Origin of the sequence: Amycolatopsis sp. NPDC051373 (genome assembly GCF_040689465.1) — a bacterium.
Lineage (GTDB): Bacteria > Actinomycetota > Actinomycetes > Mycobacteriales > Pseudonocardiaceae > Amycolatopsis.
The window spans coordinates 40508-66199 of sequence record NZ_JBFBAE010000008.1 but is presented as its reverse complement, the minus strand read 5'-3'; the positions used below and the strand labels follow the sequence as shown (position 1 = coordinate 66199).

Here is a 25692-nt window from a genome sequence, read left to right as displayed (position 1 = left end):
CCTGTTGAACGAGCGCCACGGCCCAGACCAAAACCAGGCCCGTGACCACCAGCATCGTGATGAGTGCGCCGGTCACGGCTCCGGCGCGCTGCCGGATGGCTCGGCTCGCCTGACCTGATTCGAGGTTCGTTCGGTCAGCGTCATGGCTAAAATCCCGCCCTCAGTCGCTCGGCCAAGCGCACCGTGGCGCATGGCCAGCACTGGCCACAGTCCACGCAGCGCCCGACGTCAGCCGAAGCGGCTGGAAACGGCGCGTGGGTGGCGAGGGTGAACACGATCAGGCTGTAGAGCTGGACCGGTTCCAGCAGTCGCGGCTCCGGCACCGGCGCGAGCGCGTTGCGGCGCCTGTCGTAGGCGGCAGGCCGCCGATCCGGCGAGGCTGGCGGAGCCGAGGCTGCGCTCGGCCGCTTCGCCACTGCGGCCTCGGGGTGGGATGTGCTGTGCGGAATTGCCAGCGTGGCCATGTCGGAGACCGCCTCGTTCCTCGTCCGCTCGGGTAGGTCTGGGCGGCACCCCCGGCGGCCGGGACGTCCACGTGCGGCCAGGCAGCGGAGGGAAATCACGGGATCGCCGTCCTGGTGGCGCGTGGTGCGGGAGGTCGGGCGACCGCGTCAACCGGCCGCAGGGGTGCCACACACGACCTTGACCCCACCGGACGCGTCGTCCCAGCGGGCAAACCGGGGGAAAACCGGGGGCGGACCTTGGCTTCCGGGCTGTGACCTGGGGTAATGTGGCGGACCCGAGGCGTCACAAAGGGGGAATCCATGGGCGGACGCCGAACCCGGCTGAAGCGCGCACGCAAGGCAGCCGGACTGACGCAGGAACAGCTGGCGGAGCAGCTGCCCGCCGACGTCACGAGCATCCGGGACTGGGAAGCCGGACGCTCCGAGCCGATGCCCTACCGGCGTGACAAGCTGGCGGAGCTCCTGCGTATTACGTCAGCGCAGTTAGAGGACCTGCTCCAGGAGGGGACAGACTTCGCCGTCCACTCGCCGGTACCGCCCGGTGCAGTCGGCGGCTCGGCGATCGACTATGACGAGTGGGCCGGTGATCTCGAGCGCGCCATGATCCATTTCGGGCGTCAAGACTTCCCGCTGGTAGATCGACTGGTGCAGCGCTGGCGGCGGCGGTTCATCCCAGATAGCAGCGATCCAGTCGGAATGTCCCTGTACGGCCGTACCTTGCGCTTGGTCGGCGACCTACGCCAAGACCAAGGGCACCTGCGAGGACCACTTTCGGCCAGCCACTACTACCGGCAGGCACGCGCGGTCTTCGATGACCTGAAAGCTCCGCGACGCGTGGCGCAGATCGACCTCCAACTCGCGGTCCTCGAGGAGATGGCCGGCGCCCACGAGTGCGCCGCCGATCACTACTCACTGCTGGCCGACGATCAGCGGCTCTCCGAGCGTGACCGGACGAGGTCGCTGCTCTGGGTAGGCACAGCGCTGAGCAAATGCGGCCGCTCGAACGAAGCCGTGCTGTTCATCGACCCCGCCATCCGCAGCTTTGACGAGCTCGACGAACCAGTCGACTGGTCGATCGCCCACCAGAAACTGGCTCTCGCGCATCGCGGGGCGGGCAAGCTGGACGCCGCACTGGCGGCTATGGACGTCGCGCTGGCGAACCGAGCGCTCGACACCCCAATGCAACAGGTGCGACTTGACACCGCACAGGGCCACATCCTGCTGTCAGATGCACGGACCGCGCCAGCCGGAGTCAAGCTGCTGGAGGAGTCCGCTGCGCTGGCGGAGCGGTACGGCATGATGCACCAGTTGGAGAGCATCCAGAGTATCCGCCTGGCTTTCGAAGGGCAGGCGCCGTCGTAGGGGGTGAGTGACGCGTGGAGCGCGAGCTGACGGCTGACGAATGGGCTGACGCCGAACTCATCTGGAACTACCACCGCCTCCACCACGACCTACGTTCCTGTTCCGCAGCGCTGGTCCTCGGCGGCAACGACCCTGGCGCGGCTGTCTACGCCGCCGAGCTGTATCACCGAGGGTTCTTCCCCGTGATGGCAGTCAGTGGCGCCACCAGTGCTGAGACTGCTCACCTCTATCCGCGTGGCGAGGCTGAGCACTTTCGCGAAGTTGCCCTGCAGCTCGGCGTGCCCGATGCGGCGATCCTGGTTGAGCCGAACGCCCGCAACACCGGCGAAAACTTCACGTTGTCACGGCAGGTGTTCGACGAAGTCGGCATCTCACCAGCGTCTCTGCTCGTGATCGCGATGCCGTACATGGAGAGGCGCGCCTACGCTACCTGTCGACGCCAGTGGCCCGAGGTCGAGCCGCTCTGCGCATCGACGCCGGTCACGTTCCAGGAGTACACCAAGACAATGGGGAACGCTGCGGACGTCGTCGCCATGATGGTCGGCGACCTAGAACGTGTTCTGAGGTATCCCGACCTTGGGTTCGCGATCCCGCAGGAAGTACCCGGGCAGGTTGAAGAGGCGTTCGGGCGGCTCGTGGCACAGGGCTTCACCAGCCGACTCATGCGATCCGCCGACTAGAAGCGCGCGGTGGGCAGGTATCGCGCTGGCCGCGCAGGCGTGCGCCTATCTGCGGTGGGGTAACTCGTGACCGCGCGTCAACTCTCTACGTCGACCTCGGCCAACAACGCCTCGCGGTTGGCCAGGATGAACTCCTTCAATGCGACTGGCTTCACATCGACCGACGCCAGATCATCACCACGAAGGTCGACCCGATCCAGCTCGTAACCGCCGCGAGACGAGTCCTCGAACTCCGGACCAGTGCGGGCCGACTCGTCCAGCTGCGTCAACCGAGCCACGAAGAAGTACTGCACCGCGACACCGGACGGCGAGGGTGAGCTGACCAGGAATACCCGAGAAGCACCGGATGCCTCGGCCCCTAATTCCTCGGCCAACTCCCGGTGCAGAGCAGCCTCAACCGAGGCGTCCGTGTCTTCGACACCACCACCCGGCGCGGTCCAGTACGGCGCCTGCCCTGGCTTCGTCCTCTTGATCAGCGCCAGCCGATACTGATCATCGATCAGTATCGCGCGTGCGGCTCGTCCTCCTACCGTCACCGCCAGTTGCTCCATCACGGTTGAGCAGCTTACGACGGCCGTCCGCCGGTATGCGCACGACGCATCGAGCCAGGCAGCGGAACGCCAACAGGGCCGGGACTGCGGAGATCACGTTGTCGGGGCTGGCCAGCATCACCCTCGGAGGCGGTGGCCGGGCGCGTTGTTCACGTCAGTACCGACGACTCTACGACCTCGACTGCATCTGTCCAGATTGTTCGTTAGGGGCGTTCCTTTTGGGTTGCCCCACCACTTCGGCCAGGGCAGGAAGCCCCGTCGTGGCCACTCCGTGCAGCTCAGGAAGGGCTCTGCGCCGGCAATGGAGGATTGGCCGAGGGCTCATGGTGGCCGCGTTGGCTGCATGTACACCGTCCTCGGGGTCGACTCGAGCGCGGTGCGGCGGAAGGACGACTCCGGAAGGCGCACTTCTTCTGAGAGTAGTCAAAGGCTTGCCGACAGTATGGGCACAGAGGATGATGCACGAATACTGTGAGTGTTCGAGGGGGCCGTTTCAGTGGTGGATGGGCCGGGTTTCCATGTCGATGTCGACAAAGTGGCCGAGGCTGGAAGCGGGATCAGCCGCAGTGTCACGGATCAGCAGGGGTTCCAGCTCCGCAGCCTGTGCGGTGACGCTGAGTTGTACGGGCATCAGGGTGTGCACGATGGGCTGATGGACTTCTGCGTGCGGTGGTCCGACGGCCTGGACATCCTGACCGACGACGCCGACAAGATCGGCGACACCCTGACCAGGGCCGCGAACGCCTACTGCGGAATCGACGATGCATCAGCCCGAACCCTGCGGATCGATCCCGGACAGCAGGCGGTCGAGGGTGGCTGAACTTGGCGAAACCCAGGATCCGGTGGCTCTGATCCCGGGCAAACCTGAGGCGATCGAAGAGAACGCGCGCGTCCTACAGGCGCGCGCCGGGGAAGCGGGTAATGCCGCCGACGGTCTCAAGGCGATCGACACCGGCGCCTGGCAAGGGCCCGCCGCATCAGCGTTTCATGACAAATTCTCCTACGAACCCGGAAAGTGGTATGCGGCAGCCGACTCCCTGCAGGCCGCCAGCGGGGCGCTCAACGACCACGCCGGCACGCTGCGGTGGGCACAAGCTCAGGCAGCCGAGGGCATCTCGCTGTGGAATCAAGGCCAAGCCACAACCCAGCAAGCCAAGGCGTCCCACGACCATGCGGCTGCGCAGGCCGCAGCGAACAACCAGCCCCCGCCACCCTTCACCGACCCGGGCGAGTCACAACGGCAAGCCGCGCGCGACGCGCTCAACCGCGCCCGCGCCCAGCTCACGGACAGTGGCAACATCACCGCGCAGACGCTGCGCGACCGTGCAGGTCAGGCGCCGCAGAAATCCAGCTGGCTCGACGACGTCGGGGACACACTCGCACAAGCCGGCGCAGATGTAGTCAACGCGATGGCTTCTGCCGGGAACGCGATGCTCAACCACCCGCTGGATACCCTCACCGCCGTGGGCGGTATCGGTCTCACGGTGATCAGCAGCGCCGGGGAAGGCGTGGGCGGCCTCCTGGACGCGACCGGCGTGGGGGCGATCGCCGGTGTGCCGCTGAACATCGTGTCCGCAGCCGGCATCGCGGCCGGGGCGTCGATGACCGGCGCTGCCGCCATAGATTTAGCAGGTCACGCCGCCGGCGACGACCACGTCGAACCCGTCAAAGCCAACAGCAGCAGCGAGAGCGCGGGAAGTTCCACCGCGGACTCCTCCCCGCCGGCGGGAGCGCAGGACGGTTGGTCTTCTCGACCGTGCAACAATGGCAAGGGAACCATCTGGCAGAAGCCGGGTTCATCGATTGATGCAAATTCAGTTCGCATTATGGAACCCGGAGCAGATCCGCGATACCCGAACGGCTACGTCAAGTTCACCAACGAACACAACCAGCCCGTCAGACTTGACGGCAAGCCGGGGTCCAAGGCGGAAAGTCATATCCCGCGCAACGCAGACGGATCGTACCCGACTCCGGAAGGATGGTAACAATGAAGCTTGACCTTACTGGAAAACGGCTACTATCCATGACGGTTGAGTACAGCGCTGTCCTACATTTCTCCGATGGCTACATGGTGCGTATCGAATCGTCATTCAGGTTCACCCTGCCGGGGAAACAGTACAACCTTTCTCCTGATGTTGACCCACAAGAATCTTTCCAGCCAATGAGTACTCTACTTCATCAGGCCGTAACGAAGTCTGCGATTAATGATTCTGGAGCACTGATTATTGCGTTCGATAGCGGAGCCACGATCCACGTGGAGCCTGACGACGAATACGAAGCATGGACAGTCGGAGGCCCCGACGGATTCCTGGTCGTCTCCATGCCCGGCGGAGAACTCGCAACCTGGGAAGCGAAGCCCGATTCCCCTTGAGCGCTGCTGACACCTGATTTCACTTCGGGCCGCATCGGCAGAATGCTACTGGTGTTGGCGGGTCATGGTGTTGGCTGATGGGGTGGCGTCGACGATGGATCGGCGGGCCGAGCGGATCGTGTTTCAGTGTGCCGAGGGGCGGCAGGAGAAGGAGATTGCGGCCCGAGCGGGAGTCTCGCGACTGACGGTGGACGTGTGGCTGGCTCGTGACGCCAGTGATGGGATCGACGGGTTGCTGGGTCACTGTCGCGCTGTCCACTCATCGAAGTGTCGTTGCAGTAGTGGGACGCTGAGCAACGGCACCGGCGCATTCTTGCCGGCCGTCCTCGAAGGTGCGAGCACGGTGATCCGTGACGACGAGTAGTTCTCGGCGGCCGATGTCATCGACGCCGCCGCGTCGTGCGGCGCGGCGCTGCTCCACCTCCACCGCGAACCCGCCGCCTCGACCAGATGATCAGCACTGAGCCGATGCCCCCGAACCCTGCCTCGGCCGCGCAAAGAGCTGGACCGCATCACCGGCGGGGTCGGTTGCAGTGAGTTGGGCTTCGCCGCCGAGGGCGCCCTGCCGCCGGTCGAACGCTGGTGCGTCATGTACGGACGCCACTTCGGCGTGAACGCGGAGCTGGTCGTCGTACAACCTCAGATTTGAGGCTGTGGCCAGATCCCGTCCTGGCCGACGACCTCGACGCCGAGCTTCTCAGCCTTGCCGAGCTTGCTCGGCCCGACGTCGGTGATGAGCGGTCGGTGCTCGCCGACATCGACGACGCTGCGATGGCGCCGGCTCTTTCGGAGTCACTGGAAGGTTGGGCCGGTCCTTGCCCGCGGACCGGAAACAAGGTGATCTGTTCCACGTCTGCGGGCACGATGGCGGCATGCTTGCCGACCACTTCCCGCTATTAGGGCTGCGCCTGAGGACGCCACGGCTGGAACTACGTCTGCCTTCGCCCGAGGAACTCGGCGCCCTGGCCGATCTGGCAGCCGGCGGCGTCCACGACGCGGACGTCATGCCGTTTGTCGTGCCGTGGACCGACCAGCCACCGGCCAAAGTTGCGCTGAGCGTCGTCCAGCATCACTGGCGGCACCTGGGCATCTGGACCCCCAGCGACTGGTCGCTCAACCTCACGGTGTTCGCCGACGGTGTCGTCGTCGGACAGCAGAGCATCGGTGCGCATGACCTGGCCATCACGCGGGAAGTGCACACGGGCTCCTGGCTGGGACGGCGCTACCAGGGGCAGGGAATTGGCGCCGAGATGCGTGCCGCGGTGCTGCACCTCGCGTTCGTCGGACTCGGCGCGGAAGAGGCGGTCTCAGCCGCTTTCGAACACAACGTCGCCTCCCAGGCCGTGTCGCGCAAACTCGGCTACCAACCCGACGGCGTTCAACGCCGCGCCGTCGGCGGACGGTTGTCGATTGAGCATCGGCTACGCCTGACCCGAGCAATGTGGGAGCAACACCGCACGGTCCCGGTCGGAATGGAGGGGCTTGGGCCATGCTTGCCCTTGCTTGGTCTTGACGCTCCGTGACTACCGTGGGTCAGGTAGCTTCCCGCCAACTGGCCGCCAGCGGGGAATTCAGGAGTTTAGCTTGCTGTCAAGCGCAGCCCAGGGGACAGATCAGGGCCCGAGTAACGCGACGAGGCCCGGCACCTTACGTTGCCCGGGCCTCCCGTGCACTCGTCAGTCGACGAGGTAGTGGGCTTCGATGTAGGCGACGGTGGAGTTGTACGGCTCTCCCAACGGCTTCAAGCCGTAGTCGCGGAAGACTGCAGCGGTGGCGCGGCGGACGCCTCGGTTACGAGCGTCTGCGTTGTCCCATGACCGGGCAAGGGTGCGGGTAACGACCTGGTCGATCTTCTCGGCTAGGTTCCTCTCCGTGATCGTGAGCCCGGCCGGTGGGTGGTCGTGGATGATCCGCGACAGGACACCCACGTGGTCGTCGTCCAGCACAACGACGGCTTCGCCGGGGTGCTTCTCGGCATGCACGATGGCTCGGGCGACCCGAAGGGCTTCGGACAGGAACTCCAGAGCGTCTTGTGCGTTCTGGATAATCCTGTCCCGCAGCAACCGGATCCGCTCTGCGAGGGCGGTGTACTTCGCGGATGCCGGTTCGACACCTGCGTCGAGAGCGGCCTTGATGCGGTCCAGGATCTCCGCGGCGGACGGTGGAGCCTTGTCGTCGCCACCGTCCGCGTCCGGCTCGGCGCGGACGAGGGACAGCAGCTCCTTCAGGACGGCGATGCCCTGGGCGTCCAGGACGAGGGCTTCCTCCTGGGTAGCGGCTACGGAGAAGGAATGAACGTGGGCATTGATGATCTCCAAGACCATCGGCCCGAGCTCACGCAGCCGTTCCTTCCTCTCCTCGTCGGAGGACTTCTTGAAAAGGGTGGTGTACACCGACCCGAACAACCCGAAGCCGTCCTGGTACTTGACGACCCGCTTGTCGGTGTTGACCAGCGGGTACAGACGCGCCAGAAGCCGGTAGTCCTTGCTGAACGCCGCGGCGGCGTCCGGGGTGGCGTCTAGGAACGCGTTTATGGCTCGCACGGATTCGTATCCGTGGACTGTGAGGTCTAGATCCTCCACGTCCGCGAGGAGGTCTTCGATTCGGGCGAAAGTGGCGCGGAATTCGGCGACCAGCACGGACAGGTCGGTGACGAAGCCGCCGCCCCGCTCGGCCCCATCCGCACTTGGGTCAGCGACCGCCCTCTGGACCTCTTCGGCCAAACCGATGTAGTCCACGACCACGCCGGATGGCTTCTCGAACCCAGTGAAAGGCGATACCCAGGTGCGGTTCGGGCGGGTGATCGTCTGGAACAAGGTGTGGGCCCTCATCGGCTTGTCCAGGTAGAGCACGCCCTCGTTGGGGGCGTCGAACCCTGTCATCAGTTTCGCGGTCACCACCAGAAAGCACAGCGAGTCGTCCGGAGTGAGGAATCGTCGTTTCTGCTCCTCCTCGGCAGCCTCGGTGAGCCGGTACGGGCGCATGGCGGGGTCTTCGTCCTTGGAGTCCTTGACCGAGATGTTCACTTCTGCGGTGATCCGGTCATGCTTGCCCACCTCTGCGAGCACCTGGGACGTCTCGAAGCCGGCCAGCAACTCGTTGATCTTGTCGGTGTATGCCACCGCCAGTTCTCGGTTGTATGCCACGACCTGCGCCTTGAGGCCGTTGCGGTAAGTGCTGGCCAGGTAGTGATCCACGATGTCCTGACAGACGGCGTGGACACGATCAGGATTGGTGAATACCGAGGTGAGACGTCCGAACTTGCGGGACAGGGCCTCACGGTCGGGGTCGTCGAGGTCGAAGTCGTCGGCGAACTGGTCGAACTCAGCCTGCAACGCCTGGTCGTTCATCTCGAAGCCGACCGGACGCGGGTCCAGCATCACCGGCACAGTGGCCCCGTCCGCCAGGGACCGGGACACCGAGTACCGGTGCAGCACCCTACCCGGGTCGCCCTCCTCGCCGAAGAGGGCGAAGGTGTCCGTAGCCAGGGTGCGGACCGGTGTACCAGTCATACCGAAGAACTTCGCGTTCGGCAACGCCGCACGCATCTGCCCCGCCAGGGACTCCCGCTCGAGTGATTGAGTGCGGTGTGCCTCGTCGACTAACACGATGATGTTGCTCCGGACCGACAGGTTCTTGCCGGCGTCGGCGAACTTATGGACCGTCGTGGAGATGACACCTCGCACATCATCAGCCAGCAGGGAACGCAGCTCCTGACTTGTGGCAGGCTGATGGAAGTAGGCGTCCCCCATTGCGGAGGTGAACACCCCGGAGGTCTGCCGCACAAGTTGCGTCCGGTCTGACAGCAGAATTATCGTGGGCGAGTCGGTGCGCGTGTCGGCCAGCAGCAGCGAAGCGGCGAAGACCATCAGCAATGTCTTCCCCGATCCCTGATGCTGCCAAACGAGGCCCTTTGTGCCGCCATCGAGGACTCGCTCGTGGATCAGGTGCGCGGCCTCCCGCTGCGGGTAGCGAGGCAGGTACTTCTGGTCCACCCCGCCGCCGGAGGTGTCGAAGAGAGCGAAGCTGGCGAGGATGTCCAGGAGGGTCGCCGGGTTAAGTAGCAACTCGACGGAGCGCTGCACGTCCGCATGCCCGGATAGGTTCTCGTCGTCCGCGGTGGACCGGAATGGCTGCCACAGGTTCGTAGGTGCACCGACAGCACCGAACCGCAGCTTCAACCCGTCAGAGGCGATCGCGAAGACGTTCGGCGTGAAGAACCACGGGTACTCTGCGGCGTACACGTCGTTGATCTCGCGGGCCGCCTCCACCCACCCGGACTTTGCGGTCGGAGACTTCACCTCGACCACGACCAGCGGTAGCCCGTTCACCCAATACACAAGGTCGAATCGGCGTGAGGTTTTGCCGGGGACGGTGATCGTCACCTCGTCCGACACGACCAGCGAATTGGAGGTAGGGTTCTCGAAGTCGAGGACCTTCAGGGCGTGCCACACGCCGTCGTTGTCGCGAAACTCCTTGAGACCGCGCAGCAAGTGCAACACCTGCTCATTGGCCCGCACCAGCCCGCCTTCGACGGCATTGACCGTGGCGACGATCTCCTCGACCACCGCGTCCACGTCGAACCCATCAATCACCCCAGGGTTGAGCTGGACGATCGCGTCCCGCAGCTGGCCGACAAGTACCGTCTGCGTCGTTTCACGCGGCAGCGACCTGCCGGCGGTGAAGCCCCAGCCCATCGGGAGGGACCACTGGATCATCAGGTTTTGAAACTCACGCTCCCGAACACCCTTCGCCACGAGCTCAGACCTCCAACTCAGCCGACTCAATTTCGATGGTCCGGTCCAGCAAACCAGACAAGAGGGCGGTGCGGACGGAACGCAGCCGGTCGGCCTCGGCGTGCACGGTCATGACGGCCGCCTCCATCGCCTGCAACTCGCAGATCGCCCGCTCCTGCTCCTGAGCCGAGGGAATGCCGACGCGCGACTGCATCAGACGCTTGCGGTTCAGGGTGCGGTTGCGTCCCGCTCCGCCAGGAGAGCAGCTAGCCAGGAGTCGCGTGCCTGTCTTGGTGGAGAAGAAGAGTCGGAAGAACTCAACGTCCCCGCCGTCGAGTCGACGGTAGGCCGGGAACCGGTGCGATCCGCAGTAGCCCTCTATCTCCGGGGGCACAATGGCGACCGCGCCCTCCCAGGCGAAGACGATGTTGATGACCAGGTCGCCTGGCTCGATCCAGAACACCTTCTTGGACCCGAGGGATTCCCCAGTCACTGCCTCCTTGGTGAACAGCCCGCGCCCGTGGGACCTGATCCCGATCTGTCGGTACTCGGCATCAGGGGCGACGATGATCGGACGCTTGATCTCTTCGAGGATTTCGCCGATCTGCAGCGTCGTCCCGGTGGTCCCGTAGTGCGCGAACAGCTCTTCCTTGCGCCCTGCAAGCAGGGCATCCGAGGCGTCTGCCTCAGTATCGAGTGCGGTGATCTGGTCGTCCACCGAACCGATAACCTCGGCGATCCGTTCTTGGAGGGGCACGGGCGGCAGGGTGACCGTCGCGGCGTAGAACTCCTTCAGACGGACGTTTAGCAGGCCGTGAGTACGCGCACCCTCCCGGAGGGTGCCGGCGAGCGAGCCGAAGAACTGGTCCGAGTTGAGGGCAAGTTCCAGGTACTCGGGAAGCGCAGCCCCAGCCTTGGCCTCGAACACGAAGTACAGCGGAGAGACTACGCCAGGTTCGTCGCTAAGGTTGCGAGCAACCGTGCCGTAGGCGGCCGACTTCGACGTGCTCTTGTTGTAGACGAACTGCCCCGGCGAGACAACGTAGTACCCCGAGGTGTCTTTGCTGGCGATCTTCCTCGTAAAGAACGATTCCTGCGCGATCAGCCCGTGTCCGGCGGAGACGGTCAAGACATTCTCGTTGGCACCGTCGACGTTCTTCGTCGTGACACGCGTGACGACTTCCGACAGCGAGACCTGCCGCCAGTCACTCATCGAAGCCCTCGATCCCAGCGGCAGCGAGGACGGCGAGCATGCGCTCCTCAGTCTTCTGGCGTTCAGCTCGGGCGATGTTGTAGGCGTCGATGAGAGTGCCGAGGTCTTCCTGTGCGGCAGCGGCCTGCTTGATATATCGCCCGATGTGGAGGTCGTACCCGTTCGCCACGATTTCTGTGGTGAGGACGAACCGCGCCGCGAGTCCACCGTCGCCGTCAGGATCGACCGGGTTGCTTTCGGAACTGAAGTTCGAGTGATAGGCGGTCACGACATCAGCGATGTCCGTATCGGTTAGGATGTTGCGGTTCTTGGCCTTGGTGAACCGCATGGACGCGTCAATAAACAGGACTCCGTTCCGACGCTCCTCGGCCTTGGTGCCGGAAGCACGGAACACGAGGATGCAGGTCGGGATGGAAGTCGAATAGAAGAGGTTCGCGGGCAGACCGATCACGGCTTCCAGAAGGTCGTCGTCCAAGACGCGCCGGCGGATGGCTGCTTCCTGGCCCCCGCGGAAGAGGACGCCATGGGGTAGCACGACGCCGGCACGGCCCTTCTTCGTGCCCATGCTGGCGATCATGTGCTGCACGAACGCCCAGTCCGCCGACGACTGTGGGGCGACCCCGCCGATGACGCGCGGATCTTTGGTCCAGGGCTTCCACTTCAGGCTGTAGGGAGGATTGGCCAGGATCACGTCGAACTGTGCGATCGAGCCGTCCGGTTTCTTGAAGCGTGGGTCTTTCAGCGTGTCGCCGACCTCGATCTGAAACTGGGTGAGGTTGTGCATGAAGAGGTTCATGCGTGCCACGCCCGCGGTGTCCAGTACGGCCTCCTGTCCGTTCAGCTTGAGCGTGTAGCCACGCCCGCCGCGAGCCTTCAGCAGGTTTGCGGAGGCGATGAGCATGCCGCCGGACCCGCAGGTCGGGTCATACACCGATTCGAAGGCCTTCGGGTTCAGGAGCTCGACGATCAACTCGACAACCTCGCGCGGCGTGAAGAACTGGCCAGCTCGGGTGCCCGACCCGTCAGAGAAGCGCTTCAGCAGGTACTCGTAGGCCCCACCGAGCACGTCGTGGGACATGTTGCCCTCGTGCATCTTCGGCGTGCGATCCATGGCCTGCATGACCGATGCCAACACTTCCCCCGACAGCACTTCTTCGGAGGTCCAAGTCATGGACCCGAACAAGCGGGAGAACTTGTCAGGGTTGGCGGTCTCGATAGCTTGCAAGGATGTCCGGACCCTCTTACCGAGGCCGGGTTGCGTGATGGTGGCGAGGATGGACGACCAGGAGGCGCGACGTTCTCGAACGGTGCCGGGGTGGATGTACGGGATCTCGAACGACTGGTAATCCCGGTACTCGATCTCGTGGGCTTCTTCGGCCGAGAGGTTGTCTATGCCCTTGTTCTCAGCCAGGAACTGCTGGTGCTGGTGTTCCCAGGTGTCTGACAGGTACTTCCAGAACATCAGCGGGAAGATGACCGAGGAGTACTGCGCTTCGGGCATCGCCACGCGCAGCTCGTCGGCGGCATCCCACAGTCGGCTCTCGATCTCCTGCTGGGTCACTGCCATCAGTCGGGGTGTCCTTGCTCGTCAAAGGGTGGCGACCCGAAGGTCATGGTGTTCTTGCTGGTCACCCTATTTCGGGCGTGTCTTGCTCACGCACGCTGGTGTCTCCTGCCCGCAACGTCACGGCCCATACACCCGCCTTGTCCGGGCGCGTCGTGCACGACTTCGAGGGCGTGTCCGGCGTCGAACCCGAAGCAGTGCGGAGGTGAGAAGATCTGCGGCAGGTCGGTGATTTCCCCGATCGCCTTGAACCCGAGGCCCTTATAGCCGATGGACTTGCGCGGATCCTTTGACGACCCGTTGAGGCCGGCCACTGCCCGTACCTCACTCTCACCGAAGCCCCAACCCATGTTGGCGATGATCAGCGCGGTTTCCGTCAGCACGAGGCGGACGCGTCGCGCGCCCGCGACGTCTCCCGATGCATGGTTGACGGTTTGCAACAGCTCGAACGGATACCGCCCGTAGCACTGCTGACGGACCAGCTCATGGGCGATTCTCCGCTCGTGAAGCACCTTGACGACCTGAGCTCGCTTCCCGCCCTGTACCTGTACCTGTAGCCGCAGCGCGCGCGGCTCGCCTTCAAGCAACGCGCCCACGACCGCAGATCCGTTCGAGATCGCAATGCTGTCGGTCATCACCCCTCCTCGCACCAGGATGCCTCGACCCACCGACAAAACTGGATGTTCGACGGAAAGTGACAGCGTTGTGACGATGAGTGGTCTTTTCGTCGACCTGCAGTGCCGCACCGGCCCTCTCATCGGTTCCACTGCGCGCTTTGGCGCCGGCGCGGGGTTGTGCGCCCGCCCGAAACGCACGAGTCCGGCGCGTCCAAAGGGGAGGGGGGCGCGCCGGGCCCGCGTGATCATCGTAAGGGGTGATTTGCCGCCCTGCGGTGTTGTCGCCGCGTTGCCGACCCGCGTGGCTGGCCTCGGTCGGTCGCAGGCGCGAGGAAGATGGGGCGATGAGTCAGCCACCACAGCTTTACCTGGGACCCGCGATCCAGCGATGGCAACCGACCACCGCCGCAGACATCCAGAACGCCATCGACAACGGCGCGCTGGAAGAACGGCATTGGCTCGACGTCAAACTCAAGCTCAACCATGACAAGCACGACAAGGTGGAACTCGCCCGCGACGCAGCGTCGTTCGCCAACGACGGCGGCGTCTACGTGATCGGAGTCCTGGAGGACAAGCCGACAGGGAAGCTCACGTTGGTGCCGACACGGCTGGCCGGCTTGGCCGAGACCATCGAGCAGGTCCTGCATGAGCGCTGCGATCCGCCGTTGTTCGTGCAGTGCCATCCGATCCCGGCGTCCCCGGAAGATGCGGAGAACGGCTACCTGGTGGTGGAGATCCCGCCGAGCCCGTTGGCGCCACACATGGTTGATGGCCAGTACCACGGCCGCGGCGACAAGACCAAGCACCGCCTGGACGATCGGGCTGTGGAGCGCTTGTTCGCGGTCCGCGCGGCCCGGCAGGTCACCGCCGAGCAGCTGATCGCCGCCGAGATCGCCCGCGACCCCATCGCAGACGAACGCGATGAGGACGTTCGCCTCTACGCGGTCGCCCACCCGATCGCCAGCCCACCCGAACTGCTGACCCCACACCTGATGGGCGAGGAGTTGCAGCTCTTGGTCACCCAGGCCGCAGCAACGCCTTACGCAGGTAATTGGCTGGGTCCCTTGACTGCGTACAACGAACCCCGGGCGGCCGGGCGCGGCTGGCACACCTACGACCTGCACTCCCGCATCCTCTCGCCGGATGCCGTCGGCAAGAAGCGCATCCAGGCTGACCTAGAAGTCTCCGACAACGGCAACATCGCGTTGTTCGCATCAGCGTTGGTGGGCGAAACCGCGATCGGTTTCACGCGCGATGTTCGGCAAAGCTACGTCCATACCGCACAGGCTGTCGGATTGGTGCGGGCTCTGGTCACCCTGGCTGGTGCGGTGGGGACGAGGTTCGGTTACCGCGGGCAGTGGGAGATCGCCGTCGGGTTGACCAACCTCAATGGCTTGGTCGACAGCAAGACTCTCAACACCGTGAGGGACCCTCACCAGCTTCTGCGGTACAGCGCCGATCGGTACGTGCAAGGGACCTCGGCCGGCACAGGCGAGCTGCAGGAAGCTCCAGGGCCTGTGGTCGGCAGGCTGATGTACAAGTTCGTGCGAGCCCTGGGAGCCGAGCAAGACTTCGCTGCCAATTTCGCGTGTGACGTGCAGAACGAGTGACCCAGCGTCGCCGCGTAGATCGGCTTCAGTCCTGTCCAGACCACGGGAGCTGCTGCTACCGAGAATTACGCCGTTTGGACGAGGCTACGGTCCAGTCTCAGAGCGGCGCCGTGCTGCCTGGTCGCGCGCGTCGCGGTTCTCCGGCGTCAGGATCGGGGCCAAGCCGACCAGCATCGGATCATCGCTACTGCAAACCAGCACCGCCACAGTGGGAAGCAAGTCACGTCCTGCCGTGAGCGCCACCTCCCACAACGCGGTCCGTTCCGAGCCCGCACGCTCAGCCGCGCGTCGGCGGTCTCCGCCGCCCAACCACGACACACGCACAGCACAGTGACCGCTGGCCGCCGTGCGGACGGACACGCTGAGCCTCCCGGCGTGATCCGGTCGGCGGGGCCCTAGTGGCGTGATCACCTGGCCCCACAACTCCTCAGCCCTCGCGATGATCAGTAGGTTGGCCAGGTCGCCCGCCAGGTGAGGGTGCGCTCGGAGATCACGGCAGAAATCCTGTCGATTGCCGCTTTGGCCTCCGGATGGCTGTCCCAAGCGTTCCACTTACGCTGCAGCGCATAGGCCACGAGGTCAGCCAGTTGCACCCCATGACTCGTGTGCGAACTCACGAAGTGCATGGAGTCGATGATGGACTTGAGCTTGGTCCCGGGAACTTGACCTCCTCCCCATTCCTGGAGATCAGCGACCATCTTCACCGCTCGCAGCTGATGCTCCTTTTGCTCGTCCGCGATGAGGATCTTCTTCCCTGCGGTTTTGTCGACCTTTTCGAGCAGGAACTGCAAGGCCAGGAGGTAGGCGTTCTCGTCGGCGCTTCCCTGGTACCGGTTGTGCAGGCGCTCCTTGTGGATGCTGGCGTAGGACACGCCGATGTCGAGATCGTTGAGGACCGCGATCGCGTCCTCGTACACGGCGATCAACTCCCTGGCGTCCGGGAATCCCAATGGCCACTGCCGTTCCAGATCTCGTTCCCGTGAAGCTCGAATTCGGCGTGCAGCCACCCCAGGTGCTTTCACGCCACCTCGCGAAACGCCTCCGCGAGGGGCTGGACCTTGTCCTCGTGGACGAGCACAGCGGCCAGCGTCAGCAGCGCCTGCTTCTTAGCGCCTTTCCCAACCGAGCCCGTCTCGTCGATGTACACCAAGTGAGCCATGCGCCTAGTAAATCCGACTGAAGCGCCGAACAGTGTCGCTGGCCCTTACACCAGCGGAAACTCCGCCATGGCAGTGCTATCCCCACGCGCGTTACTCGAGGTGCGGCCCTGAGGAGCGGCTTTGTCGGACTGGCTGTTCCGGATGCCCACCCTCCACCTCGCCGAGGCAGCACATGCAGGAGGGGCTCAGGTGTGGCTCTACGAGCTTCGCTGGAGATTCGGACCGGCCGGTGCTTCCCATGGTCTGGACGCCCTGCTCGTGTTCGGCACCACCCACATCGGCACCACCCACATCGACACCGGGCTCACCGAAGCCGGGCCGGACGTCATGGCGCAGGCTCGGCGGCTTTCGGAGCTGATCCGGTCCGAGCACCTGTCCTTCGCCGCCACGGGAGACCCCGGCTGGGCACGCTACGAACCGCACAGACGCGCCACCCGCGTCTACGACACCGCGCCCACTGTCTCCGGATACCCCGAAGCGCGTTCTCGCACGATCTGGCGCGACCAACGATTCGGCATCCTCGACCTCTTGACCCGTGACTCTGGGATTGCCAGTGGCCGTTATTGAGCCGGGCGAGACAAGTTGAGCCTGGTCAAATCTCACCGCGATGTAGCACACGACATGAGTACGACATCGCTCGTGAGATTGCGACATCAGCCGCGAGACCCCTACATGAGGACCCAGGGGGCCGTGCGTTCATCGGAAGTCCCGCGAACCGCTCGCGAGGTTCTTGAGGTCGAGTGGGGTGACGTGGTCGGCGACGAGGGATACGGTGCCTTGTCCGACTTGGGCGATGCCGCGCACGAGCAGCGCTGGGGCTGGCCAGCCATCGCTGGCGGGCAATCTTCCAGAGGCCGGGTGACACGATGATGTTGACGAGGCCGGTTTCGTCTTCGAGGTTGAGGAAGGTGATTCCGCCGGCGGTGGCGGGGCGTTGGCGGTGGGTGACGGCGCCGCCGACTTTGATCCGGGTGCCGTCGGGGATGTCGAGCAGTTGGGCGGCGGGGATCGCGCCGAGCTTGTCGAGGTGGGCGCGGATGAACGCGGCTGGGTGCTGGCCGGGGGTGATGCCGGTGCCCCAGAGGTCTGCTGCGGCGAGTTCGACCGCGGTCATTCCGGGTCACGCTGGGGCGTTGTGCCCGATCGCGAGGCTGGGCAGGTGCTCGGTGCGGGTGGTCGCGGCGGCGCCAGCGTGCCAGAGCGCGGCGCGGTCCGTAACAGTCGGCGAGCCTTATCCGATCTTGTCGATGACGCGGGCTCGTCGAGTCGCGACGACTCTAGGTGTCTGGCCTGGCAGAATGGCGCTGATCAGGGACGGTTGTCAGGCGACGTCCACGGGGAGGAAGTGGTGGTCGCGTGGACCGGCTTGCTTACGTCTGGTTCCGTTCACAGGCAGAGTTGGCGCTGCACAAGCACAAAGCCACCGCCTTCCAGGACCACTTCAACGACGTGATGGAGGCTGTCCACGGCCCAGACTTCATCCGGGTCCGCCCCGCCGGGAACACCGGGGACCGCAAGTGCGACGGTTATCTGCAGTCCGACGACACAGTGTTCCAGGTCTACGCGCCGACCGTGGTCAAGTTGTCCTCGTGGGTGAACAAGGTCGACGAGGATTTCACCGGTGCCAAGGCGCAGTGGAGCATGATGCGGTCGTGGACGTTCGTGCATAACCAGCACGACGGGCTGCCCGCCGATGTGGCACAGGCGCTGCTGAAGCTCAAGACCGACCACCCCGACCTAGTCATCGAACAGTGGCCGCCCACCCACCTGCTGGAGATGACCGCTGACCTATCCGAGGACCGTCTCGTGCGGGTGTTCGGACATCCGCCGCGTGAGCAGGAGATGCGCATCCTTGATCGGGGCGACATCGCCGAAGCCGTCGCCGGGCTTGCCCTGGAAAGCATTTCTTGGACACCCGACGCGGCCGACCTGCCGGTCGTGGATCCACGCAAGCTGGACTACAACCAGCTCTCCGAATACCCCCGCCGGCTCATCACCGCTGGCATCGCTCAAGCAGGCATGGTCGAGGGTTACTTCGACAACAATCCCGACCCCACCCTTCGCGACCGCGCCGGGATGCTGATGAAGGTCGAGTGGCTCAACCTTCAGCGCCACGGCAACGCCGGGGACGAGGCTTTCCATGCCCTCTACGCGCGCGTGGCGGCCAACGCCGAAGGCTCACGCGAGGCCACGGCCTCGCTCGCACTGTTGGCCTACCTGTTCGAGTCCTGCGATATCTTCGGCAATCCGCCTGTCGGCTGGACGGGAACGGCAGCATGATCACCCCTACCAAGGGCGTGCGCCCCGAGCGATCCCTGCTTTACCTGGGCGGACAGATCCTCGCCGACCTTGACGAACCCACCACCGTCAGCGCAGCTTGGGAGGCCCTGGCCGGACGCCGTGAGCGCGAAGGACAGGACGCCACCATCACCTTCGACTGGTTCATCCTCGCCCTGGACCTGCTACGTGCCCTGGGTACCGTTCGACTGCGGGACGGCCTGCTCGCCAAGGCGGACAAGCGGTGATCCACGAAGTCACCAGCAGCCTGCCCAAATTCAAGACCCTGCGCTTCACCCAGGGCCTGAATGTCGTGCTCGCTGACCGCACCGACAAGTCCACCCAGACCGACACTCGCAACGGCAGCGGCAAGAGCAGCCTGATCGAAATCCTGCACCACCTGCTTGGCGGTAAGGCCGATACCAAGAGCATGTTTCGGCAGCAGCCCTTGGACGAGCACTGGTTCGCTATGACGTTCGACCTGGGCGACCAGCTGGTCCGGGTGCAACGGGAAGGTGCCACACCTGGCAAGGTCACCGTCACCACGTTCACTGATGACGGAGCAGTGGCTGACGAGGAGATCATCTCCAACGAGCAGTGGAAACGGCGACTCGCCACAGAGCTATTCGGCCTCACCGAAGAGGGTGACTGGGTCCCCTCCGTCCGCTCCTGCATCAGCTACTTCCTGCGCAGGCAGTCGGCAGGCGGGTTCCAGACCCCGACCAAGCATTTCAATCAGCAGATGACGTGGGACATCCAAGTCAACCTATCTTTTTTGCTCGGTCTGGACGTCGAACTAGCCCGTGCCTGGCAGCGGGTTCGAGAACGCGAAAAGCAGATGGAGACTCTCCGCAAGGCCGCCCAGGGTGGTGCCCTGAGCGACATCGTGGGTAACTCCGGCGAGCTGGCCAGCGAACTCGCTGTGGCCGAGGACGAGTTGACCACGTTGACCGCATCCGTCGCCGACTTCACTGTCATCCCGACCTACACCGTCGTGGAGGCCGAGGCCACCCGCCTTGGACAGCGGATCCGCGCATTGAACAACCAGATCATCTCCGACCGTGACTACCTAGCCCAGCTGGAGGGCAATCTCAGCGAAGTCCAGACCACCCGCCCCACCGGGCTAGCCGAGCTCTATGCCGCCGCCAACGTTCAGCTCCCCGACGTCGCGCTGGCTGCCTACGACGACGTGCAGGCGTTCCACGACTCCGTCATCGCCAACCGGCGCCAATACCTCGACGCTGAGATCCGCCGCATTACCGCCGGCCTAGCCGCCAACACCACCGAGCGTGACCGCCTCGCCGAGCAGCGCTCGGACGGCTTGCGCCTGCTCGCGAGCGGCGGCGCCGCCGAAACCCTGCTCGAACTGCAGCGCGACGTCGCCAAGCGCCAGGTTCGCGTCGAACAGCTCCGTCACCGCTACAACAACGCTGTCGCACTCGAATCGGAGCAAGGCGAACTCAGGCTCGAACGGCAACGGCTCGCCGCCGCCCTCACTCGCGACCTGGCTGAACGCCAACAGGTCCTACGTCCGGCGTTCGTGATCTTCGAGCGCCTGTCCCAACGCCTCTACGCCGACCAGCAACACGGCCGCCTGGTTGTCAACGCTACCGACAACGGGCCCGAGATCAGTGCAACCATCCCCCGCGGGCGCAGCAAAGGCATCACCAACATGCAGGTGTACTGCTTCGACCTCGACTTGGTCACCCTGTGGACCCGTAGGGGGCGCGGCCCCGGTTTCCTCGTCCACGACAGTCACCTGTTCGATGGTGTCGACGAACGCCAACGAGCCTCGGCTCTGCAACTGGGCGCCGAGTACGCCGCAGCGGAGGGCTTCCAATACATCGTCACTCTGAACAGTGACGAGACTCCGAAAGATCTCCTCGACGGCCGCGTCCTCGAAGACTTCGTCTTACCCGAACGCCTGACCGACCACGGTGAGGACGGCGGCCTCTTCGGGCTGCGGTTCTAGCTCCCGCCCAGAGGTCAGATGCCGCCTTCAAGTTGCAGGAGCGCGTGGCCGCGAGCCATCGCTGGTGACGCCCTTCTCGATGGACCGCTAGACCGGCGCGGAGGTCGGCTCCTTGGCCGCAGCGCCCGGTCGGTAAGTCAGCGCGATGAACTGAGGTATGGCAGCAATCGAACCCACTATTCTGACCTCGTCCGGCCACCAGCCGTGACGCTCGATCTGGCGGCGCCGCTATGACCTACCTCGTAGTTCCTCGAGGCTGTTGGTCGTCTCGGCACGAGCGGCGGTACTGATCGGGCTGAAGATTCCGTTCATGTAGGTCAACTTAAGTCGCCCGACAAGTCGAGGGGAGCTCGAGCTCGCGGTAACCACTGACGAAAAAACTTGGCACCGATCGGCCCGGCGGTTCGCGACGGACGGCTCACACAGCTACTCGGTGCTCTTGCCCAAGGCCCGCTGCCAGGCGTCCCACTCGGGCCGGGCATAGGCCTGGAGTGCAGAGAGAGCCGAACCCGACTGGTTGGAGTCTGGCAACTCCGTGAATCGGAACCGGAGATGATGGGTGTTGCACTGGTCGCCGTGGCCGCACGAAACACGGCGTGCTGGGATCTGCATCATCGCTTGGGTCTCGATTTCGGCGCCAGGTAATCCGAACAGCGGATCGGCGAGGGCGAGTGCGGCCTCAGAACGGCGAGGGTTGTCGCCCGGCCATTCCACGTTGAAGTGAGCGCACCCGGTCGGCCAGGTCCGGATCCACAGCGCGTCGCGCAGCAAGGCGATGCGCCGAAGGAGTCCGCTCGCGACCTCGGCGGGGCCGAACGCCCGGCCGTAGGAATCGAGTGCCTGTGTCTCGACCTGCGTCAGCGTGTCCGGCGCCGCACGGTACAGGCGCACGTCGGTAGCCAACTCGTCTCGATTGCGCACAGCCCGGTATGCCTCGGCCGCATGCCATGCTTGCCGGGCCGTTCCGACAAGCTCGACGACAGCGTCCGGGAAATCGATCAGGAAGAGTTCCATCGATCGCCTGTGCAGCCGGACCCGTAGGCCCTTGACTCCTGACACCTCCCCCTCGAATTCGGAGGGCAAGATCTCGTACAGTAGCGGTGCGACAGCGATTGGATCGACACGGATCTGCAGTCGGTCGCGCAGCGGTGTGACCGACTGCAGCACCACGGCCGGCCGTGTCAGCCCTCCCTCGGGGTGGGTGTGCAGGTGGTTGACCGCTCGGGTGACAGCATCAAGGACGCCTGACTCGAGCTCGATCTGAGCGTTCGTGGCTGCGTCAGGAAGCGCGGCATTGCGTACCGCCGGGGGAACGTCAACCTCGGGCCCGAAAGGCGCCGGCATCATCGTCGCCGTCGCGAGCGTGCGAAGATCGGATCGTTCGTCTGCGGACAATCCGGATGCCCCAGCAATCAGCTGATCCTTGGCCTTTTGGAACGACTCACCTGTCCGTGTGCGGCGGCGCTCGACGAGATCGATTTCCCAAGACACAACAACACCTCGTTCTGCCTGCCCGGCGCGGCGAACCAAGGTCGGTCGACTTACGACTGCGACACCACGAATGAGTGAACGCGAGCAGCCTTGGCTGTTCAGCCGTTCCGTGGGGCACCGTCGTGTTGCCGGGCGATGACGGTTCCGACGCAGCGTGCGCTCGACGCGGGCCGAATGCTAGCACGGGGTTGCGCGGCATATTTGAGCTGGCGTCTGGGGGACGCGTGCGGGCCGATGTCGGTCTCCGATTGGGCTCCGTTGCTCACAGAGCACCCGATACGCCGCGACACTGCCCGGCATTAACGCCCGCGAAAATTGCCGCCTGACCTGCACAGATCAACCCTGGGCATCACTATGTGACACTCTTTGACACGGCAAACCCGGGGATTAAAAGTCTCCTGCTCTACCAACTGAGCTAGCGGCCCGCGGGCTCAGTTTAGCGGGCGCCCGCCGTGTCACCAGCAGGGTGGGCCTTGATCCTCGTCACCTCGCCGGTGGGGCCGGACCCGGCCGGGGATTCCACAATGGACAAGGGCTCACCGGGCCCGGTCGTAGACCATCGCCATCTCGCCGAGGTCGCCGGTTTCGTGCAGGGACAGCTGCCACTTCGTGGCGGGCAGGCCGTCGTCGAAGAGGCGCTCGCCGCCGCCCGCGATTTCGGGGGTGATCATGAGGTAGAGGCGGTCCAGGAGGTCGGCTTGCAGCAGCGCCTTGATCACGGTGGTGCTGTTGTTGACCAGAATGTCGCCCTCGCCGCTGGCCTTCAGGTCGGTGATCACGTCGGCCGCGGGGGCGTTGGCGATGCGCGCGTGGGTCCACGGCGCCTCGGTGAGCGTGGTCGACAGGACGACCTTTTCCGTGTCCACCAGCCACTTCGCGTAGCCGCGGTCGCGGGGGTCGGCGTCCTCGTTGTCGATGACGGTCGGCCAGAAGCCCAGGAAGCCTTCGGCGTTGACGCGGCCGAGGACGGCCGTGGTGGCACCGTCGTGGAGTCGGGCGAGGTGGTTGCGGGCGACCTCCGTCATGGCGTACGGGACGATCGCGGCGAGGTCGTCGGGGCCGCCCGGGCCGTGGTAGCGGCCGTCGAGAGTGATGCTGATGTTGGCGGAAACCGTGCGGGTCATTTCTGTGCCCCCTTGGTGGTGTCGATCTTGATGGTGTCCATGAGGTTGTCGAGGACCTGGCCCCAGCCGGTCGCGATGCCGGCGATGTGCGGCGCCGCCTCGACGGTCGTGTCGGTGATGCGCAGCCCGAGCCTCAGGTGGGTGCCTTCGGCGACTTCGTCGAGTTCCAGGTCGTACTCGGTCGTGAACGACGCTTCGCCCAGCACGGCCAGGTCGAACACGAGCCGCTCGTTCTCGGTGGCTGCCTGCACGTGGCCCTCGGACCGGTAGCTGGCCTCGGCGTCGCGGAACTCGACCACCGCCTCGCCGTGCGGGTGCGGGTCGAGCACGACCTCCACCACCGAGAACGCCGGCGGCGCCCACCAGTCGGCCAGCTTCTCCGGCTCCACCCAGTACCGCCACACCACGTCCGGCGGCGCGGGCACCAGGCGCTCGAACGAGAACTCCCGCCCGTCCGCCCATCCTTCCCGATCCGCGGCCGCCGTCTCGGTCTCGACGGCCGCCTGGTACCGCTCCAGCACGTCCCGGTCGCCGGCGTGCGCCTCGACCTTGTCGAGGATGATCTCCAGCCGATCCGCGAACGCTCTCAACGGCACGGCGTCGATCGCGTACACCCGCCTCTGCCCGAGCGGCGTCACGGACACCACCCCGACCTTCGCGAGCGCCTGCAGGTGCTTCGTCGTCTGCGGCTGGCGCAGCCCCGCGAGCTCCGCAAGCTCCCCCACGGACCTCGGCCGCCCCGCCAGCAACTCGACGATGCGCCACCGCGCCCCGTCACCCAGCGCCGCTGCGATCTCGTTCATGAGGAGAAGTATTCCCCGACCAGAATATTCTTGTCAAGGAATATAAGGGAACAATCCTCTGACCTGCGAGTCAACCAAGAAAATTGGATCAGCCGGCAGAAGCCCCGAGATCGATCAGGCCCAGGATCAGCCTTCCGACCCCTTCACCTTCGCAGCCTCCCGGCGCACCTCGGCCTGCGTGGCCCGCTCTCGCTCCAGCCACTCCGGCCCCGCGGCCTTGATCTCCTCGATCTCCGCCGTCGTCAGCGGCTCGGTCAAGCCCGCCCGCGACAGGCCGCCGATGGAGATCCCCAGCTTCGCCGCCACCACCGGACGCGGGTGGGGGCCGTTGCGCCGCAGGTCGCGGAGCCATTCGGGCGGGTCGGTCTGCAGGGTGTTGAGCTCGTCGCGCGACACGGCGCCCTCCTGGAACGACGAGGGGGTCGCCTCCAGGTACACGCCGAGCTTCTTCGCGGCGGTGGCGGGCTTCATCGTCTGAGGGGTCTTGCGCGAGGTCATGGGGCCCAGGGTAACCACCGTCGGTAACCTGGCCTGCGTGACCGGCCCGGACGCACCGCCCTCGTTCACGCTCGGCTACGTCCCGGGCGTGACGCCCGGCAAGTGGGTCCGCACCTGGCAAGAGCGCCTGCCGCGAGTGCCGCTGGTCCTCAGCACGATCGACCCGCGCGAAGCCACCGCGAAGATCCACGAGCGCGAAGTCGACGCCGCGCTGCTCCGCCTGCCCATCGACCGCACCGGGCTGCACGCGATCCCGCTCTACATCGAGACCACCGTGGTCGTCGTGCCGAAGGACCACGTCGTCGCGGCCGCCGACGAGGTCACGCTCCCGGACCTCGCCGACGAGCTCTTCCTCCACCCCCACGACGACACCCTCGGCTGGCCCCACCCGCCCGGCAAACTCGCCGAACACCGGCCGGACACGACCGCCGACGCGATCGAGCTCGTCGCCACCGGCGTCGGGCTGCTCGTGGTGCCGCAGTCGCTCGCCCGGTTGCACCACCGCCGCGACCTCACCTACCGGCCTCTCGCGGACGTTCCGGAATCCCAGGTCGCGCTGTCCTGGCTCGAAGACGAGACCACCGACCTGATGGAACAGTTCATCGGCATCGTCCGCGGCCGCACGGTCAACAGCACCCGCGGCAAGGCGCCGGAACCGAAGCCCAAAGCCAAGGCCCAGCCGAAAACCAAGAGCCCCAAGAAACCCCAGCATCCCCCTAAGCGCGGCAAACCCCGCCGCCGCGGCTGACCCCACCTCGGCCATTCGGCCGAACCTCACCCCCGAACCCCAGCCGAACGGCCAGCCCGCCCCGGCCGTCCAGATGATCAACAAAAACGCCGTTCCCAGCAGGCTCGGACTCCGGATCAAGCACACCGGAGCACGAGGTGGCTGGGGACATGCTGCAAGAACAACCGACCAAGCGAAAACTGCTCTTCGCCGCGGCCGCGACGGTGATCGTCGGGGGAGTGCTCGCCATCGTCGGCAGCTTCGGTCCCGTCGACCTGCAGGTCTACCGCTTCGGCGCCGACGCCGTCCTAAACGGCGGCGACCTCTACGGCCAGTTGCCCGCCACCACCTCCGGTTTCCCCCTGCCCTTCATCTACCCACCGTTCGCGGCCGTCGTCTTCGCGGTCATGACGCTCCCACCGCTCGCCGTCTCGGCCGTGCTGATGGACCTCGTCTCCCTCGCCGCCCTCTG

The 25692-nt window shown here is 65.3% G+C and carries 25 protein-coding genes and 1 pseudogene; 14 read left to right on the top strand and 12 right to left on the bottom strand.

Going from position 1 to position 25692, the window contains the following annotated elements; translation table 11 throughout:
* Positions 1 to 764 precede the first annotated feature (764 nt).
* Both AB0383_RS16410 and AB0383_RS16405 read left to right on the top strand, forming a co-directional pair.
* The gene (locus AB0383_RS16410; RefSeq protein WP_366187691.1) at positions 765 to 1826 is read left to right on the top strand and encodes a helix-turn-helix transcriptional regulator; all 1062 of its coding nucleotides are present in this window, start codon (positions 765 to 767) and stop codon (positions 1824 to 1826) included.
* A 14-nt stretch (positions 1827 to 1840) separates the two neighbouring features.
* Complete coding sequence (locus AB0383_RS16405) at positions 1841 to 2506, top strand: YdcF family protein (protein ID WP_366187690.1); 666 nt, start codon at positions 1841 to 1843, stop codon at positions 2504 to 2506.
* Positions 2507 to 2583: 77 nt separating this feature from the next.
* Here the strand turns inward: AB0383_RS16405 and AB0383_RS16400 are convergent, their stop codons facing one another.
* Positions 2584 to 3057, bottom strand: coding sequence for an NUDIX domain-containing protein (locus AB0383_RS16400; protein ID WP_366187890.1), 474 nt, complete (start codon positions 3055 to 3057; stop codon positions 2584 to 2586).
* A gap of 475 nt (positions 3058 to 3532) precedes the next feature.
* Between AB0383_RS16400 and AB0383_RS16395 the strand changes: the two genes are divergently transcribed.
* The 5 genes from AB0383_RS16395 to AB0383_RS16375 all read left to right on the top strand — a co-directional run bounded on the left by AB0383_RS16395 (position 3533) and on the right by AB0383_RS16375 (position 6951).
* Entirely contained in the window at positions 3533 to 3877 is a 345-nt protein-coding gene (locus tag AB0383_RS16395; RefSeq protein ID WP_366187689.1) for a hypothetical protein, read from the top strand.
* Positions 3870 to 5042, top strand: a complete 1173-nt coding sequence (locus AB0383_RS16390) for a putative T7SS-secreted protein (protein WP_366187688.1) — start codon at positions 3870 to 3872, stop codon at positions 5040 to 5042. Before AB0383_RS16395 ends, AB0383_RS16390 begins: the two co-directional genes overlap by 8 nt.
* Before the next feature lie 2 nt (positions 5043 to 5044).
* On the top strand, positions 5045 to 5428 hold the full coding sequence (locus AB0383_RS16385) for a DUF6188 family protein (RefSeq protein ID WP_366187687.1): 384 nt from the start codon (positions 5045 to 5047) through the stop codon (positions 5426 to 5428).
* A 64-nt stretch (positions 5429 to 5492) separates the two neighbouring features.
* The gene (locus tag AB0383_RS16380; RefSeq protein WP_366187686.1) at positions 5493 to 5792 is read left to right on the top strand and encodes a helix-turn-helix domain-containing protein; all 300 of its coding nucleotides are present in this window, start codon (positions 5493 to 5495) and stop codon (positions 5790 to 5792) included.
* A 508-nt stretch (positions 5793 to 6300) separates the two neighbouring features.
* Positions 6301 to 6951: a GNAT family N-acetyltransferase gene (locus tag AB0383_RS16375; RefSeq protein ID WP_366187685.1), complete on the top strand. Its 651-nt coding sequence runs from the start codon at positions 6301 to 6303 to the stop codon at positions 6949 to 6951.
* Between the two features lie 153 nt (positions 6952 to 7104).
* On the opposite strand, the gene AB0383_RS16370 is transcribed toward AB0383_RS16375, so the two are convergent.
* The 4 genes from AB0383_RS16370 to AB0383_RS16355 all read right to left on the bottom strand — a co-directional run bounded on the left by AB0383_RS16370 (position 7105) and on the right by AB0383_RS16355 (position 13576).
* Positions 7105 to 10185 carry an HsdR family type I site-specific deoxyribonuclease gene (locus AB0383_RS16370; protein WP_366187684.1) on the bottom strand — a complete coding sequence of 1027 codons (3081 nt, stop codon included), beginning with the start codon at positions 10183 to 10185 and terminating at the stop codon, positions 7105 to 7107.
* A gap of 4 nt (positions 10186 to 10189) precedes the next feature.
* On the bottom strand, positions 10190 to 11377 hold the full coding sequence (locus AB0383_RS16365; RefSeq protein WP_366187683.1) for a restriction endonuclease subunit S: 1188 nt from the start codon (positions 11375 to 11377) through the stop codon (positions 10190 to 10192).
* A complete protein-coding gene (locus AB0383_RS16360) occupies positions 11370 to 12944 on the bottom strand; it encodes a class I SAM-dependent DNA methyltransferase (RefSeq protein ID WP_366187682.1) in 1575 nt (524 codons plus the stop codon). Before AB0383_RS16360 ends, AB0383_RS16365 begins: the two co-directional genes overlap by 8 nt.
* Positions 12945 to 13030: 86 nt before the next feature.
* Positions 13031 to 13576 carry a hypothetical protein gene (locus AB0383_RS16355; protein ID WP_366187681.1) on the bottom strand — a complete coding sequence of 182 codons (546 nt, stop codon included), beginning with the start codon at positions 13574 to 13576 and terminating at the stop codon, positions 13031 to 13033.
* A 326-nt stretch (positions 13577 to 13902) separates the two neighbouring features.
* On the opposite strand from AB0383_RS16355, the gene AB0383_RS16350 reads away from it, so the two are divergent.
* Positions 13903 to 15168 carry an ATP-binding protein gene (locus AB0383_RS16350; protein ID WP_366187680.1) on the top strand — a complete coding sequence of 422 codons (1266 nt, stop codon included), beginning with the start codon at positions 13903 to 13905 and terminating at the stop codon, positions 15166 to 15168.
* A 443-nt stretch (positions 15169 to 15611) separates the two neighbouring features.
* Here the strand turns inward: AB0383_RS16350 and AB0383_RS16345 are convergent, their stop codons facing one another.
* Positions 15612 to 16085, bottom strand: a complete 474-nt coding sequence (locus tag AB0383_RS16345; RefSeq protein WP_366187679.1) for a DUF3800 domain-containing protein — start codon at positions 16083 to 16085, stop codon at positions 15612 to 15614.
* 101 nt (positions 16086 to 16186) lie between these two features.
* A complete protein-coding gene (locus AB0383_RS16340; RefSeq protein ID WP_366187678.1) occupies positions 16187 to 16327 on the bottom strand; it encodes a hypothetical protein in 141 nt (46 codons plus the stop codon).
* Positions 16328 to 16448: 121 nt separating this feature from the next.
* Between AB0383_RS16340 and AB0383_RS16335 the strand changes: the two genes are divergently transcribed.
* Positions 16449 to 16895, top strand: a complete 447-nt coding sequence (locus AB0383_RS16335; RefSeq protein ID WP_366187677.1) for a hypothetical protein — start codon at positions 16449 to 16451, stop codon at positions 16893 to 16895.
* 25 nt (positions 16896 to 16920) lie between these two features.
* Here AB0383_RS16335 and AB0383_RS16330 read toward each other — a convergent pair whose 3' ends face one another.
* The gene (locus AB0383_RS16330; RefSeq protein WP_366187676.1) at positions 16921 to 17442 is read right to left on the bottom strand and encodes a hypothetical protein; all 522 of its coding nucleotides are present in this window, start codon (positions 17440 to 17442) and stop codon (positions 16921 to 16923) included.
* Between the two features lie 242 nt (positions 17443 to 17684).
* Between AB0383_RS16330 and AB0383_RS16325 the strand changes: the two genes are divergently transcribed.
* The 3 genes from AB0383_RS16325 to AB0383_RS16315 are packed head-to-tail and all read left to right on the top strand — an operon-like array spanning position 17685 to position 20577.
* Positions 17685 to 18608 (top strand): ABC-three component system protein, encoded by a 924-nt coding sequence (locus AB0383_RS16325; protein ID WP_366187675.1) that lies wholly within the window; start codon positions 17685 to 17687, stop codon positions 18606 to 18608.
* Positions 18605 to 18853 (top strand): ABC-three component system middle component 6, encoded by a 249-nt coding sequence (locus AB0383_RS16320; RefSeq protein ID WP_366187674.1) that lies wholly within the window; start codon positions 18605 to 18607, stop codon positions 18851 to 18853. The genes AB0383_RS16325 and AB0383_RS16320 overlap by 4 nt, the downstream gene beginning before the upstream one ends.
* Entirely contained in the window at positions 18850 to 20577 is a 1728-nt protein-coding gene (locus AB0383_RS16315; protein WP_366187673.1) for a DUF2326 domain-containing protein, read from the top strand. Before AB0383_RS16320 ends, AB0383_RS16315 begins: the two co-directional genes overlap by 4 nt.
* 426 nt (positions 20578 to 21003) lie before the next feature.
* Here AB0383_RS16315 and AB0383_RS16310 read toward each other — a convergent pair whose 3' ends face one another.
* The 4 genes from AB0383_RS16310 to AB0383_RS16295 form a co-directional block, all read right to left on the bottom strand.
* A complete protein-coding gene (locus AB0383_RS16310; RefSeq protein WP_366187672.1) occupies positions 21004 to 22068 on the bottom strand; it encodes a hypothetical protein in 1065 nt (354 codons plus the stop codon).
* Positions 22069 to 22604: 536 nt separating this feature from the next.
* The gene (locus tag AB0383_RS16305) at positions 22605 to 23192 is read right to left on the bottom strand and encodes a dihydrofolate reductase family protein (RefSeq protein WP_366187671.1); all 588 of its coding nucleotides are present in this window, start codon (positions 23190 to 23192) and stop codon (positions 22605 to 22607) included.
* Positions 23189 to 23995: a metalloregulator ArsR/SmtB family transcription factor gene (locus tag AB0383_RS16300; RefSeq protein WP_364171780.1), complete on the bottom strand. Its 807-nt coding sequence runs from the start codon at positions 23993 to 23995 to the stop codon at positions 23189 to 23191. Before AB0383_RS16300 ends, AB0383_RS16305 begins: the two co-directional genes overlap by 4 nt.
* A 126-nt stretch (positions 23996 to 24121) precedes the next feature.
* The gene (locus tag AB0383_RS16295; RefSeq protein ID WP_364171778.1) at positions 24122 to 24493 is read right to left on the bottom strand and encodes a DUF5997 family protein; all 372 of its coding nucleotides are present in this window, start codon (positions 24491 to 24493) and stop codon (positions 24122 to 24124) included.
* 37 nt (positions 24494 to 24530) lie between these two features.
* On the opposite strand from AB0383_RS16295, the gene AB0383_RS16290 reads away from it, so the two are divergent.
* Entirely contained in the window at positions 24531 to 25241 is a 711-nt protein-coding gene (locus tag AB0383_RS16290; RefSeq protein WP_366187670.1) for a LysR substrate-binding domain-containing protein, read from the top strand.
* 149 nt (positions 25242 to 25390) lie between these two features.
* Positions 25391 to 25690, top strand: a pseudogene (locus AB0383_RS16285) (hypothetical protein); the annotation flags it as partial.
* Positions 25691 to 25692: the final 2 nt, after the last annotated feature.